Annotated in this window: 16 protein-coding genes; 8 read left to right on the top strand and 8 right to left on the bottom strand. The window is 47.8% G+C overall.

The genetic code is table 11. The features are described 5' to 3' along the window. Nucleotides 1-123: 123 nt before the first annotated feature. Complete coding sequence (locus NC996_RS13525) at nucleotides 124-288, top strand: hypothetical protein (protein WP_190430771.1); 165 nt, start codon at nucleotides 124-126, stop codon at nucleotides 286-288. A gap of 477 nt (nucleotides 289-765) precedes the next feature. Here the strand turns inward: NC996_RS13525 and NC996_RS13520 are convergent, their stop codons facing one another. Beyond that, nucleotides 766-2,055 carry a cation:proton antiporter gene (locus tag NC996_RS13520; RefSeq protein WP_190672412.1) on the bottom strand — a complete coding sequence of 430 codons (1,290 nt, stop codon included), beginning with the start codon at nucleotides 2,053-2,055 and terminating at the stop codon, nucleotides 766-768. A gap of 353 nt (nucleotides 2,056-2,408) precedes the next feature. On the opposite strand from NC996_RS13520, the gene NC996_RS13515 reads away from it, so the two are divergent. From NC996_RS13515 to NC996_RS13490, 6 genes are all read left to right on the top strand, one after another. Next, nucleotides 2,409-3,134, top strand: a complete 726-nt coding sequence (locus tag NC996_RS13515) for a Crp/Fnr family transcriptional regulator (RefSeq protein WP_190438337.1) — start codon at nucleotides 2,409-2,411, stop codon at nucleotides 3,132-3,134. Between the two features lie 757 nt (nucleotides 3,135-3,891). Beyond that, nucleotides 3,892-4,044 carry a hypothetical protein gene (locus NC996_RS13510; RefSeq protein WP_190414825.1) on the top strand — a complete coding sequence of 51 codons (153 nt, stop codon included), beginning with the start codon at nucleotides 3,892-3,894 and terminating at the stop codon, nucleotides 4,042-4,044. A gap of 138 nt (nucleotides 4,045-4,182) precedes the next feature. Further along, nucleotides 4,183-4,314, top strand: coding sequence for a hypothetical protein (locus NC996_RS13505; protein ID WP_277878397.1), 132 nt, complete (start codon nucleotides 4,183-4,185; stop codon nucleotides 4,312-4,314). 64 nt (nucleotides 4,315-4,378) lie between these two features. After that, entirely contained in the window at nucleotides 4,379-5,770 is a 1,392-nt protein-coding gene (locus NC996_RS13500; RefSeq protein ID WP_199303311.1) for a CheR family methyltransferase, read from the top strand. 227 nt (nucleotides 5,771-5,997) lie between these two features. Further along, nucleotides 5,998-7,119 carry an AI-2E family transporter gene (locus tag NC996_RS13495; protein ID WP_190430723.1) on the top strand — a complete coding sequence of 374 codons (1,122 nt, stop codon included), beginning with the start codon at nucleotides 5,998-6,000 and terminating at the stop codon, nucleotides 7,117-7,119. Between the two features lie 377 nt (nucleotides 7,120-7,496). After that, nucleotides 7,497-7,745 carry a hypothetical protein gene (locus tag NC996_RS13490; RefSeq protein ID WP_190433965.1) on the top strand — a complete coding sequence of 83 codons (249 nt, stop codon included), beginning with the start codon at nucleotides 7,497-7,499 and terminating at the stop codon, nucleotides 7,743-7,745. A gap of 78 nt (nucleotides 7,746-7,823) precedes the next feature. Here the strand turns inward: NC996_RS13490 and NC996_RS13485 are convergent, their stop codons facing one another. The 7 genes from NC996_RS13485 to NC996_RS13455 all read right to left on the bottom strand — a co-directional run bounded on the left by NC996_RS13485 (nucleotide 7,824) and on the right by NC996_RS13455 (nucleotide 14,824). Then, nucleotides 7,824-8,456: a hypothetical protein gene (locus NC996_RS13485; RefSeq protein ID WP_190689148.1), complete on the bottom strand. Its 633-nt coding sequence runs from the start codon at nucleotides 8,454-8,456 to the stop codon at nucleotides 7,824-7,826. Between the two features lie 154 nt (nucleotides 8,457-8,610). Continuing rightward, nucleotides 8,611-9,429, bottom strand: a complete 819-nt coding sequence (locus tag NC996_RS13480; protein WP_190433960.1) for a hypothetical protein — start codon at nucleotides 9,427-9,429, stop codon at nucleotides 8,611-8,613. A 30-nt stretch (nucleotides 9,430-9,459) separates the two neighbouring features. Next, nucleotides 9,460-10,809, bottom strand: a complete 1,350-nt coding sequence (locus NC996_RS13475) for a hypothetical protein (RefSeq protein WP_190689146.1) — start codon at nucleotides 10,807-10,809, stop codon at nucleotides 9,460-9,462. A 345-nt stretch (nucleotides 10,810-11,154) separates the two neighbouring features. Continuing rightward, entirely contained in the window at nucleotides 11,155-11,601 is a 447-nt protein-coding gene (locus NC996_RS13470; RefSeq protein WP_190430728.1) for a hypothetical protein, read from the bottom strand. A gap of 166 nt (nucleotides 11,602-11,767) precedes the next feature. Further along, entirely contained in the window at nucleotides 11,768-12,370 is a 603-nt protein-coding gene (locus tag NC996_RS13465) for a nucleoside triphosphate pyrophosphatase (RefSeq protein WP_190689144.1), read from the bottom strand. A 137-nt stretch (nucleotides 12,371-12,507) separates the two neighbouring features. Further along, nucleotides 12,508-13,053 carry a photosystem II reaction center PsbP gene (gene psbP / locus NC996_RS13460; RefSeq protein WP_190430730.1) on the bottom strand — a complete coding sequence of 182 codons (546 nt, stop codon included), beginning with the start codon at nucleotides 13,051-13,053 and terminating at the stop codon, nucleotides 12,508-12,510. Nucleotides 13,054-13,342: 289 nt separating this feature from the next. Then, the gene (locus tag NC996_RS13455; RefSeq protein ID WP_190689142.1) at nucleotides 13,343-14,824 is read right to left on the bottom strand and encodes a cytochrome P450; all 1,482 of its coding nucleotides are present in this window, start codon (nucleotides 14,822-14,824) and stop codon (nucleotides 13,343-13,345) included. A gap of 272 nt (nucleotides 14,825-15,096) precedes the next feature. Between NC996_RS13455 and NC996_RS13450 the strand changes: the two genes are divergently transcribed. Beyond that, entirely contained in the window at nucleotides 15,097-15,642 is a 546-nt protein-coding gene (locus NC996_RS13450; RefSeq protein WP_190689139.1) for a hypothetical protein, read from the top strand. Nucleotides 15,643-15,811: the final 169 nt, after the last annotated feature.

Raw genomic sequence — 15,811 nt, 5'->3', positions numbered from 1 at the left:
GAGACTTTTGGAGGGATTCATCCTCTTGTGAATAGGCTTGTACAGATAGCCGTCGTGGTTGCTGTATACACAGTTACAGCCCGGAACTTTCCCACCAGAGATAGATGTTAGCCATGCTAGTAGTTGCACCTACAGACTGACAGCGGTTCTACCGCTAGCACGACAACATTTAAATTGGCGATTGTTATTCTGATTAAGGAAAAAAACACCGGATGGGCGTTATGCCGCAGTGGCCCAGAATCGGACATCAAAGAAGAGCGACGTCAGATGTCCGAACGGTTTAAATAACAAAAGGCCTAGAAGGTGTGGAGTTTTTGTCGCTTCCTCCACTTTGTTACTACCGAGGGGAGGCGCAACCCTCCATCAGAGCGGTCTTAGGTAGTAAACGCTTGTGCTGTAACAACTCATTGTCTATGCAAAAAAGCCTTGACTCCTTTTGGAGTCAAGGCTTTTCTGTCTGATTATCTTATCTGCATCCTAAATGATTTGTGAAGGCGAGATCCGCGATTTCCAGACAGAAGTTGGGGATCTCAAGGGCTGGCTCATTACTCAAATAAAATTGCTATATCTGCGATCGCTATTGGCAATTTTCTGTATTTCTTCAGCAATTTATTTTTGCTACCCTCAGCCCCTTTTTAAAATCTGTAGGCACAGCAGGCTCCCCAAACCTCTCTCCGACCCGGTAGAGGGGTTTTGAAGAGGAAGGGACTGGGTTAGATTTGCCAGGGCTTTGAGCGAATTAGAAAAACTTGCACCTGGCGTGGCTTATCTGGGAACAGGTTCATAATTGGTTCCTTGCAACAATAATGAAACCAGCGGGGATGCCATGAGGGTAGTGATAATTGCCATAACGACCATGATGGTAAATAAGGTTGGAGTAATTACACCTTCCTCTAAACCAATGTTGAGGATAATTAACTCCATCAATCCTCGTGCGTTCATTAGCGCCCCAATGGTTGCGGACTCGCGCCAACTTTCACCTGCGAGTTTTGCTGCCAACATACAAGCTAGCCCTTTCCCTGCGATCGCTATCAGGATAATCAGTAATGCGATCGCCCAGAGTTGCGGCGTGTTGACTAACCCGATTTGCGTGTTCAGTCCGGAGAAAACGAAGAAAATCGGGAGCAAAAACGAAGTCGTCAAAAACTCCGTGTGGTGGCGCACTTGGTCGGCAAATTCGCCCCGTGGCATCACTGTGCCCAGAATAAACGCCCCAAACACCGCATAGATGCCTACCAAATCGGTAAACCACGCGCATACCATCAAAACGACTAAAACTAATGTCAGGGTTTGCATCGTCACGCCCTTCTCTTGCCGAGTCCGACGTGCGAAAAAGGTAAATGCCGGTCGTCCGACGAAAATCATCAACAACACATAGCCAAAACCCCCGCCAATCGCAAAAGCGGCAATACTGGCGCTGCCTTTAATGCTGGCGAGTACAATCGCCAGCAAACACCATGCCGTCGCATCATCGATCGAACCAGCTGCCAGTGCCAGCGTCCCGAAGCGGGTTTTGGCGATGCCGCGTTCGTATAGCATCCGGGCGAGCATCGGAAATGCTGTAATCGACATGGATGCGCCCAGATATAAGGCTGCTGCCGGACGAGTAATTCCAGGTTTGAAGAGTTCGCCATTGCCGTACAACAACAAAGCTGCGATCGCGCCTAAGATAAAAGGAGCCAAAATTCCTGCCCCAGATACCAAACCGGCACTCTTGACTCGGCGCTTGATCAAATCGGTATTAAACTCTAAGCCGATCAAGAACATATAAATGACCAACCCAATCTGGCTGATGGCAAAGAGAATCGACATCGATGGGTTGGGAATTTTCGTCGCCGCATCAATCACAATCGGGGCTTTGGGGAACAGCCATTGCTGCACATCAGGAAGCAGCAGACCAAACAGAGATGGCCCTAACATCACCCCCGCGATCATCTCGCAGACAACATCGGTTTGACCAAAATAGCGCCGCCCAATCATCGACACAATGCGACAAGTAGCGAGAATAACGGTTAGTTGCAGCAATAACTTTAAAACGAGATCAAAATTCGACATCCTATGCCTCTGGGTCGGGAGTGTTGCGATGTATCTAGGAGTAAAGTGCTGAGAGTTTATATAGAATCAGCGCTTACATCCCGATTTCCGTACCCAAACTTTTTTCAGCAAGTTTTTGCAATATAACCTAGAAAGTTGCTCTAGGAATCTAGGGAATATTGTTAATGTGAGAAAATTTCACACCCCATTAGAATGAATACAGCATCAGTAAGCGGCTGTAAGACTTTAACCTGCTAAGCGTGCGGCTTTCTATTCAGAAAATACACCTTTTGGTATTAGGATTGGTTTACTGAGTTCTTCTCCTTCTGCCGTTAGATGCCTTTTCTAACACGGCTAAATTAAGGAAACTCCTCATGTCAGTCCCCAAAGATCCTCTTCAGCCAATAAAAAATCGACTTCTTGCCGCTTTGCCTGACGAGGAGTACGAACGTCTGGTTCCCCATCTAGAACCCGTCTCGCTCCCACTCAATCAAGTCCTCTACGAACTTGGCGTACCAATTGAATACGTTTATTTTCCCCAACAGGGAATTGTTTCTTTACTCAGCGTGCTGGAAGATGGCTCGACTGTGGAAGCTGGAATGGTGGGTAATGACGGAATGGTAGGTCTCCCCATAATTTTAGGAGGCAACAAAACGAGCAACCGAGCGTTGGTGCAGGTCGCAGGCAATGGCATGAGAATGAAGGCAGAGCAGCTCAGATCCGAGTTTAAGCGGGGAGGGGTACTGCAAAGCCTGCTGTTGCGCTATACGCAAGCACTGCTGACTCAGGTTTCTCAAGGAGTCGCCTGCAACCGCCTGCATACGATAGAAGAGCGACTTGCCCGGTGGCTGCTAACCGTTCAGGATCGCGTGGAATCAGACCAGTTTCCCCTCACTCAGGAATTTATCGCCCAGATGTTGGGCACGCGCCGTTCTGGCGTCACGGTGGCGGCTGGCACCCTCAGCAAAGCGGGAACGATTCGCTACAGCCGTGGCAAAATCACCATTCTGAATCAAGGCGACTTGGAAGCGATCTCCTGCGAGTGTTATGGAATTATCAAAGCCGAGTTCGGTCGGTTGCTTGGCACGGAACACCGTTAGATGGCGTTGTACTAGATGGTGTTGCCCTAGATGCTGTTGCACAACTGCGGCTAGGATTAATGATTGGGCGAGCGTTGTATATAGGGTTTCTCTTTTGGATGCAATAGATTCGGAACCTCACCCCCAACCCCTCGACCTTCACGGAGAGGGGAGAATATTCAACCCTGGGTTCACGAATAGCTATCAAATTCATTCTTCAAGCGGGCGACGCTGGGTAAATGGCGGATAAATTCTTTTTAAATTGTTTGTTTTCTCGTATGTGCGAAAGCGGACAGACGGCGTTTGCGAGCGCGTTTATTGTTTAAATAGTACCAAGTGTAACTTGAGCTGAAACTGTCATTCTGCGCGGTTTCCTAAGCGCTACTAAGGGGAGCCAAGCACAAAGCGCACAATCGTAGTACATGGTGAGATGCTACCGTCACCATCACAAGAGACAGTTACACATCATTAGATAGACAGCTTTGAAGCTCCCTCGTGTTGCCAAGTATGAAGGCGAAGATGGCAACTGACAAATGTGATGAGTCTCAGCAAAGCTGAGCTAAAAGGGGTTTTTGACCACAAAACATGACTAGATGCCGATAAATCTTGTATGTTTCCCTAAATATGTGCGAAACCGGACAGACGTTACTGTTACTCGCGTTTATGCTTGAAATAGTCGAGTATTAAGTTCCTCTCGTGTCCCTTGTTGTCTCCTTTAACAGACGACTGAATTAGGGAGTTTCCATCTGTCAGGGTCAAAGGAAATAAGAGGTGTAAAATGAATAATTTAACAAGAATGCCTTTTACATATAATGATACGAACCAAGAAAAACTTTGGGGAAATGGTTGGAATAAACTAACTCCAAAGCAGAAAGAATTGGTTTCAGAAATTCTTAGGAATTTAAAACAAAGAAGCCTAGAAGTCTGGTAGTGCGACTCCCTGTTAAAAATAGGTGGATAATTATCTTTCAGAGTGCCTTGACCTCAAGGTTGGTTGCTTTGATACCAAGGGTCTAAAAACCTCTTCATCCGTTGGAATATCTGTTACTGTTCGCTCTACTTTGTGAGGATGAATCTAGAAGCATTCACCGCTAAAGTAATTACAGCGATCGCAATTTATCTAGATGATGCTAAATATCAAAAAAATAAACATCAAAATCCCGCCTTGCCCCGCAAGCGGGGCAAGGCGGGATCGATTTAGGACAATTGCTAAAAAATATACCTCTACTTGACAGGTCGCTACACTTTTACTTGTATAACGATAAATGATGCCAATATCACAATCAACTGCCTATACGACTCCGCCCCGGACTAAAGCAGCTTATGAGTTAGAAGCTTTGCTGGACTACATAAAGCGAAGTCGTGGTTTTGATTTCACCAGCTACAAGCGTCCTAGTTTGATGCGTCTGGTAATGAGCCGGATACAGAAAGTGGAAATCGACAGCTGTACAAAGTATATTGATTACCTAAAGGCGCATCCCCAAGAATTTACTCACCTATTTAACACACTTTTAGTCAATGTTACTTCTTTCTTCCGCGATCGCTCAGTTTGGGATTATTTGTCTCACGAGCTGATCCCTCAGATCGTTGCGAAGAAGGAACCAGACGAACCGATTCGAGTTTGGAGTGCTGCATGCGCTTCTGGAGAAGAAGCTTACTCGTTAGCAATCATCCTTGCGGAGATACTGGGAATCGAACAGTTCCAGGCGCGGGTCAAAATCTACGCCACAGATATCGATGAGGAAGCGCTTAAGCAAGCTCGTCAGGGAACTTATACGGCTAAGGAAGTTGCGGGGATTCCTCCCGCTTTGTTAGAGAAATACTTTGATAGCACTCCTAACAGCTACATTGTTCATAAGGAGTTGCGTTCTGCGCTACTGTTTAGTCGCCACAACTTGATTGAAGATGCGCCCATCTCCCGTCTCGATCTGCTGATGTGCCGCAACGCCCTGATGTATTTTAATCCCGAAGCCCAACGAAAAATCCAGTCCCGCTTTCACTTTGCGCTCCGGGATAGTGGCTTTCTCGTATTAGGTCATGCGGAGGGACTGCTCAACAGCCCTCAGACTTTCAGCACCGCAGATTTGAAGCGACGTGTTTATACAAAGACGCCAAAGGTGAATGTGCATCTGAATGCATCTGAGGTGCAGGACTCCAAACGCGATCGCATCCGCCAAGGTGTCCAGACTAGCCAAGGTGTCCAGACTAAGGGAGAGGAGTTGCGATCGCCTACCCAGACAAGCCCTGAAAAGGCACTGAAGCCTCTAGAGAAGCAACCCTCATACTTCCAGCAAGAGTTGCAGCAAGAGTTGCAGCAAGCGTTCCAGCAAGTGTTCCAGCCAGAGTTCCAGCAAGTGTTTCAGCCACAGGTAAAACCCAAGCAACCCTCGTCTACCCATCAAGCGTTAACAACCGAGCAGATACAACTCCTGGTGCTTCAAGAAGAGCTAAAAACCGTTCAACAAGAACGTCTGGATCTCAAAAAACAGTTGAACAGGACTCAAGAGGAACTCCAGTCCACCCACGAACAACTACAGACGATGAATCAGGAGTTGCAGTCTCTCAGTGAAGAACTGTACCAGCGCAACGAAGAACTCAATCAAGCCAAAGCTTTGTTAAAGAAGATGACTCAACCTAAATTTCATGGAGTCGCCTAGCGCGTTGTGTCCCTCTTATCGCACTTCTCGTTGGGATGCAGTGCAATTTAACCCCATCGCGGCCCCTTTCCACTTGTGGAGATCGAGTTGGGGGTAAGGTTAGGAGTGTGTATTGCAACAAAGTGGCGCAAGTCTAAACAGAGGGATTTCTCGGTGACGCTGCAAGCCCACACGATAGCGCTATTCTTTGTGTAGGTAGTTTACACCTAGCCCATCGCTACTAAATCATGTTCGAGCGGCGCACTGCGATTTCTCTATCGAATATCCTGCTAATTGTCGTCACCAGTTTGTTGGGAGTGTTGCTATGGCAGCTGCGGAGTCTCCTAGTCATCCTCATGGTTGCCGTAGTCATCGCAGCGACGATTTCCCCCCTCATCGACAAGGCTGAACGCTTGCAGCTTCCCCGGTGGTTGGCGGTCATTGTTGTTTATGTAACGCTAATTTCTGGCATCGTTGGGGCGGGATTGATTATTGGCCCTACCGTAGCCGCGCAGATTCAACTGCTTGCCGTCAATTTGCCAATATACATTGAAAATCTTCGGGCACTCATTCAGAAAATTGTAATCAGTTACAACGACGAGCGACCCGATTTAGTCAACCAACTCCTTGATACCCAAGCGCTAACTAGGTGGGTGTTTAGTTCCAGTCAACAAGTCCTGCTGCGCTCTTACGACATCACTAAAGGAATTATTGGCGGCGTTTTTAGCTTAATTTTGGCTTTATTGATTTCCGGTTATATGGTGGCGGGTAGTCAAAACCTGGTTAAAGGTTTGGTGCAGCTATTCCCGTCGCCTTGGGATGAACGTCTGGAGGCTCAAGTGGCACCGATGAGCCAGCGGATGGGGAATTATATCCAAGGTCGAGTTGCGGTTTCAGGGATTTTAGGGGTAGCGATTACCCTTGGCTTAGGTTTTTTAGGGCTATCAGAGTTTGCACTCGGACTTGGCGTGATCGCTGGTTTCACCAATTTGATCCCCTTTGTGGGGCCAGTTTTGGGAGCCATTCCCGCTCTCATCGTGGCAGTTTCTCAAGGTGGGTGGACGTTCCTGTGGGTGCTGCTGTTGTTCGTGATTATCCAGAATGTGGAAACTTATGTCCTCGATCCGCTACTGGTAGGTTCTTCTGTGAAAGTCCATCCTTTGTATCAACTGCTGGGGGTGCTAGGAGGAACGCAGGTTTTAGGCATTCTTGGCGCGTTGATTGTTCCTCCTTGGGTGGCGGGTGCCGCTGTCCTGTTGGAAAATCTTTACTTAAAACCTAAATTGATAGCCGAAAATAAAGCGGGTGTTATCGTCGAAGCCTCACCTGATTCCACCGCTATTCCCCTCAAATCTTCAACAATGAAGTAGTCAATTCTGGGTCGTTTTTTTAACTTTGCTTACCTCTGCATTCTTTGCTGAACTCGGAACCTCACCCCCAACCCCTCTCCGTGAACGGAGAGGGGAGAATATTGAACCCCTCTGGGTGAAGGTCGAGGGGCGGGGGTGGGGTTAAACTTTACTGCCTCCAATAGAGAATTGCTATTCGCTGGATCTTGCATCCCTCTTAGGTTTCGTCTTATCAAACATAAAGTTTTACGACAGGTAGTTGATTTGATCGGCAAAAATTCCGTAGCATTTGTTACAGAAATGTTTTGAAAATAGCTTATCAGTGGAGGCTCTTAACTGCGACGGAGAGCAGTCAGCCAACTCTGAGTGCTGTTATTGCTATTGGAGGGGAAACAGATATGACATTGAATTATTGCGTACTTCCTTTGCTGTCCCGGACTAGAAACTGGGCACCTCAACCCAGCCGAACCCAGTCTCAGATGGATTATCAGGATTCGACTTGGGTACAGTTGCTAGAACTTCCCAACCCTTATAGCCACGATGAAGCGTTGCTACTTTGCCAGCAGTCTGAGGACGAATGGGTAGCATGGATTCCGGATCATGGTGAAGCGGTGCTGCATACAAGCCAGTTTATTAGAGTTCGTTAGAAGGATGCGAGTAGAGCGATCGCTACGCTTTATGCAACGCAACTCGATAAGCGATCGCATCACCTCCCACTCCTCTGGTTATGGTACGAACCGCCCTAAAATGCCTTTCGCAATCTTTCTATCCCTGGGATTGGAAGAAAGCAAGCGCAACAACAATTGACGAAAAACCCAACGTCTCAGCAACGGCAAAAATAACAGCAACAGACGCTTAAAGCCTACTTGCAAGAACCATGCCATCGCCGCCGATGCTAACAGCGTCCAGAAATTCAGGCGCTGTAAGTTAGAGATAACTGTCGCCGCCGTAGTTAGCAAAGAGAGCATCCAAGATAGCCCATTTAACCATAAGGCAATCTTGAGCTGTAGCTGATTGAGCAGTTGATCGATTAGCCAGTGGTGAGCAGTTGCGATCGCTAAACACCAAATAGAATCTTTAAGACAATCGTGGCGAATTTGGTGAATGATGTCTCCATCGAGAGCGATCGTACTCTGCATGACAAAGTTTTCCGCTACTGACTCTCTACTCTCCGCTTGCTCGTAGTGAGTGCAGAAAATCAGCCCAGACTGCAAGCAGCTTCCCGCATCTACTAGCGCATAAGAACGCAACTCTGCTAGCAAACGCCGGGAAATGGATAAGTTTTGTCCATTGGTTCTCGCTTGCAAAATTTGATCGAGGATGTTTTCATCTAAGTTGAATCTGATGAAATGAGACACTAACTGTCCCTTTGCGTCTTTGACTTCCTCGATTTGAATGCATGAATCTAAATTAAGAGGTTGCCTAAAGGAACCTGATAGATAATTTCCCACTCCTTCTCAGCTCATCTTTCCTATTTTTTTGGCCTATTTTTTTGGATCGGTTTTTTCAGGATTAATTGCGGTTTTTGAATAAATTTTTCATTGAGGAACTACCTTGATTGACCAACGATTCTACTAAATTCACCATAAATTCTAATAACCCATGCCACTGTTTTTCACCCGCAGTAACACCCTGTCTATGGATATCTAAAATGATATCTTTATGCTCGTGTTCAAAAAGTCTCTGATGATAGCGGTTGATAATATCTCCATCTAACTGAATGATTGATTGGGCATAAATCATATCGGTTGTTACTTCTTCAACCGGGTCTAATGCTTGCGATGCTTCGCTTTTTTGCAAAGACTTATTCCGATTATCCAGGGCTGCTTTCAGCTCATCAACCTTCCGCAAGCTCCGTAAAAATCTACTGTCGTCGAGTAAGTTTTGAATCTTGTTAATCTCAACAGCCGGATTCGCAGAAGGACTCAGTGGGTTAGGCAATTTTGTTTTTTGAATATCCAGTTCTGCTGTGGGATCGCTGAGAACTCGGACATATTCCCTGAGCTGTGAAGCATCCTGTTCTAAAAGTTTCTCCTCAAGGCAATATAGGCAATACTCTGTCTCGATTTGTTTACGCAGACTCAGATACCGAGACCATAGAGATGGATGGATTCCTGCCCTTTCCAAATAGGTTGTGGAAATTGGGTAAATATCTCGATACGCTTCCCAAGGAATAAACTTAGTCCCGCTAATATGATCCACGACCATTGTATTTACTTCGAGAGCCGTGATGTCGATTAGCACATCGGTCAGAGACTGCAAAAAGTTGTTAAAATTTTTCCGCAGGTTGGGATTAATCTCGTTGCTGTTGGTATCTGGTGTGTTGACCATCGTTGTATGAATCCAGTTTGGTTTTAATGATTATTTGGAGGGTGGTGGAGGCGATGGATTGTCAAATTCGTCTTCATCTTCTTCAAATTCATCAAACTCATCAAACGGCTTTGGCGGTGTTTGTGAAGGCGGTGTTTGTGAAAATAAAGCCTCTTCAATGTTGACGGGCGATCGCGTATCTGACATCGGTGGAGAAGGCTGGGAAGGCTCCACGGGAGTGTCTCCAAACAAAACCGCTATGGGATCTGAAATGCCGCTAGGATTGCTGGGATCAGGCGTCGTTGACGGCTCCTCATCTTCTTCCCAGCCATCGTCATTGTCATTCCAGTCCTCATCTTCAACAGGCGCAAACCTCGCTGAGAAGGGGTGTGTCGGCTCCTCCTCCACTTCCACTTCTTCCCACTCCTCCTCGGTTCCCCAGTTTACCGCCGAGCCGAATTCCGGCGTCCACCCTGGCTCAAACGGCGGTTCCTGGATGACGGCTTCTTCCCGCTCCTGGGCACTCACGGCTGGCTCTACAGAGGTTTCTGGGGTCACTGGGGGCAGGAAATCCGGGGGAAGCGCCGAGCCGAATTCCGGCGTCCACCCTGGCTCAAACGGCGGTTCCTGGATGACCGCTTCTTCCCATTCCTGGGCACTCACGGCTGGCTCTACAGAGGTTTCTGGGGTCACTGGGGGCAGGAAATCCGGGGGAAGCGCCGAGCCGAATTCCGGCGTCCACCCTGGCTGAAACGGTGGTTCCTGGATGACGGCTTCTTCCCATTCCTGGGCACTCACGGCTGGCTCTACAGCGGTTTCTGGGGTCGCTGGGGGCAGGAAATCGGGTGTGACGGATGGTGTGGGTGCAATGGCAGGAACGGTGTCAATCTCCACGCGGGGGTCAAATGCGATCGCATCTGTTGGCGACCCCTCAAAAAGCGACACTTCAGGCTCAATCGTCACGATAGAAGCTGCGGTTTCGTCTGGTGGTAGGCGAGGATCAACTCTAGACTTGTCTGGAGGAATCGGGGCAGCTTTAGGATTCTGGTACCCGACTCTTACCAACATCCCAAATAACTTTTGCAAACTCTTGAGATTGTCGTTGATAATCACGCGGCTTTGCTGAACTTGCTCTAGATGGAATTGTCGCAGTTCGCTATAGGGGCCACTGTTGAGAAAGCGATCGCCAATCTCGTTGGTGATGTCGCCCTCAACGATATTAATCCGAGTCTGCATCCGAGAACCTGGTTGAGGCTGTTCTTCGCTTGTCCTGTCATCTACGTCGGCAGAGCTAACCCAGGTGGTGATTTCTAACTCAATCGTCTCACTGAGTGCCGTAGAAAGTGCCTCAACAATTTTGCCAGCTTTGAGTTGTTGTTTGAATTTATCGCTTGCCGCCATAACCAAATTTCCAGCCAATTGTGAGTTGTCAATAGAAAGAGGACTGAGGACTGAGGACTGAGGTTTGAGGACTGAGGACTGAGGTTTGAGGACTGAGGACTGAGGTTTGAGGACTGAGGACTGAGGACTGAGGACTGAGGTTTAAAGTAACTAGGGTACAAGCCTTTTCAAAACGGAAATTAGAGGCGCAGTTTGTTTCAAGTTGATGTAGCCCCAAGGAATAAAGCGTCCTGATTTCAAGCCCCTATTTTTAAGTCTGGGGTATACTCAACACTCAAAACTCAGTCCTGAAGAGAAGCTTAACCTTTGACTTGCATTTATTTTGGCTCTCAAGTGTTCTGACTCTTAAGGATTATCTGAATCGATAGGAGGTAAAACTTGCTGTGGATTTGAACGCGATCGCGATCCTGGTATCTCAGACAGCGTGTTCGTTAAAACTGTAAACAGCTGTTGCAAGTTTGCCAGGTTTTCCTGAATAATTTCCCGACCTTCGTGAACTTGCTGGAGGTGAAATTCCCGCAGTTCGTTGTAGGGGCCGCTATTCAGAAATTCGCTGCCGACTTCATTTTCTATATCACCATCCACAATATTGATGCGGGTTCGCATACAGTGACCGGGTAAAGGTTGACCGGATAAAGATTGGTCTGTCCTCACCCCAGGCGAGGCGTCTGAGTCAGCCGATGAAACCCAGGTGGTGATTTCTAACTCGATGGCTTCGCTGAGTGCCAAGGTGAGCGCCTCAAAAATTTTGCCAGCCTTGAGTTGTGCTTTAAACTCGTTACTTACTCCCATGAACAAAAGCCCTCCAAAAGCTTTGCCTTAGCCAATATTAGACACGCAGATCCTTTGCCTCAATCAAAAATCTAGGAACCTTAACAAATTCCGGATCAATTTAAGAAAAAGGCACAAATCAATTATCAGTTGTTATTTGCTAGTAGCAATGGACAACAAACTTCTTTCATTTTTTATCCTGCCAAAAGTCGGTGACATCATATCCCAGTTCACCGAACATCTGGCGAAGTAGTGGCAAGCTCAGACCAATGACATTCGTATGGCAACCTTCCAGTTTGTCTACAAATAGTCCCCCTCTCCCTTCCAGGGCAAAGCAGCCAGCACATTTGAGGGGTTCGCCAGTGGCGACGTAGGCTTCAATCTGGCGATCGCTAGCATCGGCAAAATAAACTTTTGTGATGCCGCATCGTACCACGGTTTTGTCTTGCTGCTGGTCAATTAAAGCATGACCCGTATAGAGTTCGCCGATTTGGGAGCGCATTTTTTGCCAACGGGCGATCGCTTGTGCTGCATCTGCTGGTTTCCCATGAATCTCACCGTTAACCAGCAACACCGAATCGCATCCCAATATCAAAGCATCTGGAAATTGATTCGCAACCGTTTCCGCTTTCCGCAACGCCAGAGTTTGCACCAATTCGGATGCAACGCTAGTTGAGACTTGGGACTCATCAAAATCACTAGGGCAAACCACCGGCTCGATTCCGGCACTTTGCAACAGGCGACGGCGGGCTGGAGAAGCGGAGGCTAAGACTAAAGTGGGAAGGGTCATCGTTCTGTTGTCAGTGGCGAATTGCTAATTGTCAACAAGTTTTAAGTGTTGAGTTTTGAATTAAATAATTCTCTTTTTGCCTCAACTCTTATCACTCTCATCACTTTTATGAGCCATTAGCCATCAGCCGATCGCTATCAATAGACGGAAAATGAACTAACGACTTGCTCTAACAATGGCTTCAACTTTTCCCAGCGTTTTTCTGTGGTAGAAGCGTTGAAGGTGACAAGTTTACCGCGACTGACGGCGATAGAGGCAAGATTATGGCGTTGCTGATTGGGGAGTTTGACGGTGTATTCCAGTATGTAATAAGTCTTAGAGTTAGATTCCAGCTTTTCAGCGTTCACTAATTCTGCCTCGCGTCCCGATCCTGGGGGTGCGATCGCGCTTTTTGATAATTTGTATCCCACTTCCGTCGGTGTCCCCAACTCAGCGAGGCTTTTCTCTGCCCCAACCGGGTTAATGACGACTGACACATTTTCAGAAGGCTCAATGATATCGTGGAACACCACATCGGCTCCACCCTTCACCTCGACTGGAAGCCAGCCGTTGGGATATAGGAACTGATAACCGTCGGTGCTATCTACATAGCTTTTTAAGCCACTGGTGGCACTAGCGACAGTGCAACTTTGCAAGCTTACGCTTAATACCACCAGTAGTAGTGCGGCAATCCGTTTTAGCATTTCCCTCTTTCCTTGCAATTTTGTCACTAAGCGCCATTTGTCTCATTTTCCCACTTCCGGGGAACTTCAGAGGAAACAACGCTACAGAGGAAATAACCTGGTTTGCCGTCTCAAATAGCCGCAATTCTCTATTGGATGCAGTCCCGAACCTCACCCCTAACCCCTCTCCGTGAACGGAGAGAGGAAATATTGAACCCCTCCCCGTTCACGGGGAGGGGCAGGGGTGGGGTTCCGAGTGTCTATCGCCCAAGATTTTTTGTCCGAATGCGTCGCCCCTACTCGTACCGGATTATTCAGGCAATTTCACCATCTCTCGCACGTTACCGCGCACGCCACCCACTCCCTGGCTAAACTGACGATCTTGCTGATGGACGATCGTTGGCATCCCATATTTCGGTGCCATGACAATCACCCCAAAACGGTCTACCTTCAGATGGGGAATGCATTGCAGGCGGTAGCGTTGTAAAAGCATTGCCAGCACTATTTTGATTTCCATCATGGCAAAGGCTGCACCGATGCACATCCGGGGGCCAGCGCTGAAGGGATTGTATTCAAAAATAGTGGGTTCAAATCCTTCCCAACGGTGCGGATTAAAAACCGCCGGTTCTGGATAAAGTTCGGGCATCTGGTGAGTCTGGTAAATACTGACAAATACCTCCGTTCCCGAAGGCAAGGCATAACCACCGAGTTCAGTCGGTTGCGCGGTGACGCGCCCATTCCAGGGGACTGGCGGCAATACACGCATACTCTCTTTGATAACTCGCTCTAATAACGGCAACTGTTGCAATTGCTCGACTGTCGGCGCTTCACCATGCAGCACGCTTTCGAGTTCGTCGAGGAGATCGGCAAAAATCTGCGGATGTTGCGAGAGGAGGAACAGCGTCCAGGTAAGTGCATTGGAACTGGTTTCGTGTCCGGCTAAAAAGAATACCCCAGTATGTCCCAGCAATTCATCATCGCTCAGAGCGAGGCCAGTTTCGGCGTCACGAGCTTGGATCAGCATCGACAGCACATCTCCATCGTCAGTGCCCTTTGCCCTTTTAGTTGCAATCAGCGATCGCATCTCGTCGTCAAGTTGGGCGATTAGATTCAGAAAGCGATGGTAGGGCAATCCTGGTAAGTCCACAGGGAATAGTGCCATCATGGGCGTTCCCAGCAAACCTACAGTATCCTGAAAAAGTTTCCCGGTAATGCCGCCCATCTCGCCAACATCAGCACCGAACAGTGTCTTTGTCGCCACTCGCATTGTCAGCAGTCGCATAATCTGGTCAATGTCACTTTGCTCCCCAACCCGGATTTGATCGAGTACCGATTGGGTGATGGTAACGATATCGTTGCGGTAGGACTCGATGCGCTGTTTGTGAAAGGCGGGCATGAGGAGTTGACGAGCTTGCCGATGGCGATCGCTATTGATGCCAAAGAGTCCCACAGCAAAGTGCTTCAGGGGTTCTGTCCGCGCCGAGGCTTCCCGCCTGCGGTACAATTTTCCGGATAAGGGATGCTTATAATAAATCTCGTGCTGGGTCGTCACTTGGCGCACGAGTTCCGGGCCATAGACAAATACAGTACCAGGACAATTGGGGAGCGGTGAATAAAGATTTGTGCCCCCTCCATAAGTCAGGGAGACAACTGAGCCATAGGTTTGGAAAAGGTCGCGGGTATAGCCGATCGAGTCGGATGCGAAGCGATAAATATGGGTAGCACGTCCGAGAATGGGTCCTGGACGGGGGCCGGGAACGGTTAAATTAGGCTTTAGGGTGGTCGAAGTCATCGTAGTCTCCTTCAGTGATGACATCAAATCAAGCAAATGCGCGAACAGTCTGTAACTGTATGCGCTTAACCTTAACTGCCTCTTGAGTTTACTTGCTCCGTTGGGTTAACTATCTTCATCAACCAGAAGTTATTGCGATCGCGTTTTTGGTCGGGTGCCAGATAACTACGGCTTAGACGGTTTTATCGAGCTAACCGGAGTCAGGATGCATGGGCTTGTATCTCATCTAAGTGGCACTTATCTTGTTCAATGCCCTACAGGAGAGGACAAGCATGGGAACTGACAAAAATTCCAAAAAAGCAGGGCGGCGATATACCTCATTTGAACTTCAGGGCGTTTCCGTATATCTGAAAGAACCCTTCTGGATAACGGTTCTAGGCGTTTTTATGGTTATCCGGGGTGGAATGTTTTTGCTGAATCCTCAACTGGCAACCTTAGAATGCGAACGTCGCCAATCGTTAGGTATGTGTAAACTCGTGGTGTCGAGTTTGCGAGGGAAAACCGTGACTCCCTTTCCACTCGATCGATTAGAGAAAGCAAACGTTCAGAAACATGGAAAATCAACTCAGCTTGTCTTGCAAACATCTGACGGGAAACTCTACTTTCCAATGAATAACGGTTTTAGTTTTACAGAGAACAAAACCTCCCAGATCAATGCATTTGTCCAAGATTCAAAAGCTAAGTCTCTAAAAGTTGAGCAGGATAATCGTTGGTACGTCTATCCGCTCGGAGCTAGTTTGATAATGTTAGGAAGTTTATCTCTCTGGTTTACCTTAAAGGATTTTCTAAATCAGTCTAAACGTCGCTCTAATTTTTAATCCTCTTTGCAAGCGCGAACTGACAAGTCAGCGCCTTCGCTATCGCGTGCTGGGTTGGGTGCGATATAACTATCGCATAGACGCGTTTCTACAGCTAAGTAACAGTTGAATAAATCGTTATGCCGCTTGCTTGGGAGCCGTCGGTGAAGCAATTTTGCAGAGGCGATCG

It is taken from the genome of Trichocoleus sp. ST-U2 (assembly GCF_039961875.1).
GTDB lineage: Bacteria > Cyanobacteriota > Cyanobacteriia > Cyanobacteriales > FACHB-T130 > FACHB-T130.
The sequence above is the reverse complement of the archived record's forward strand: the minus strand, read 5'-3'. Positions and strand labels throughout refer to the sequence as shown.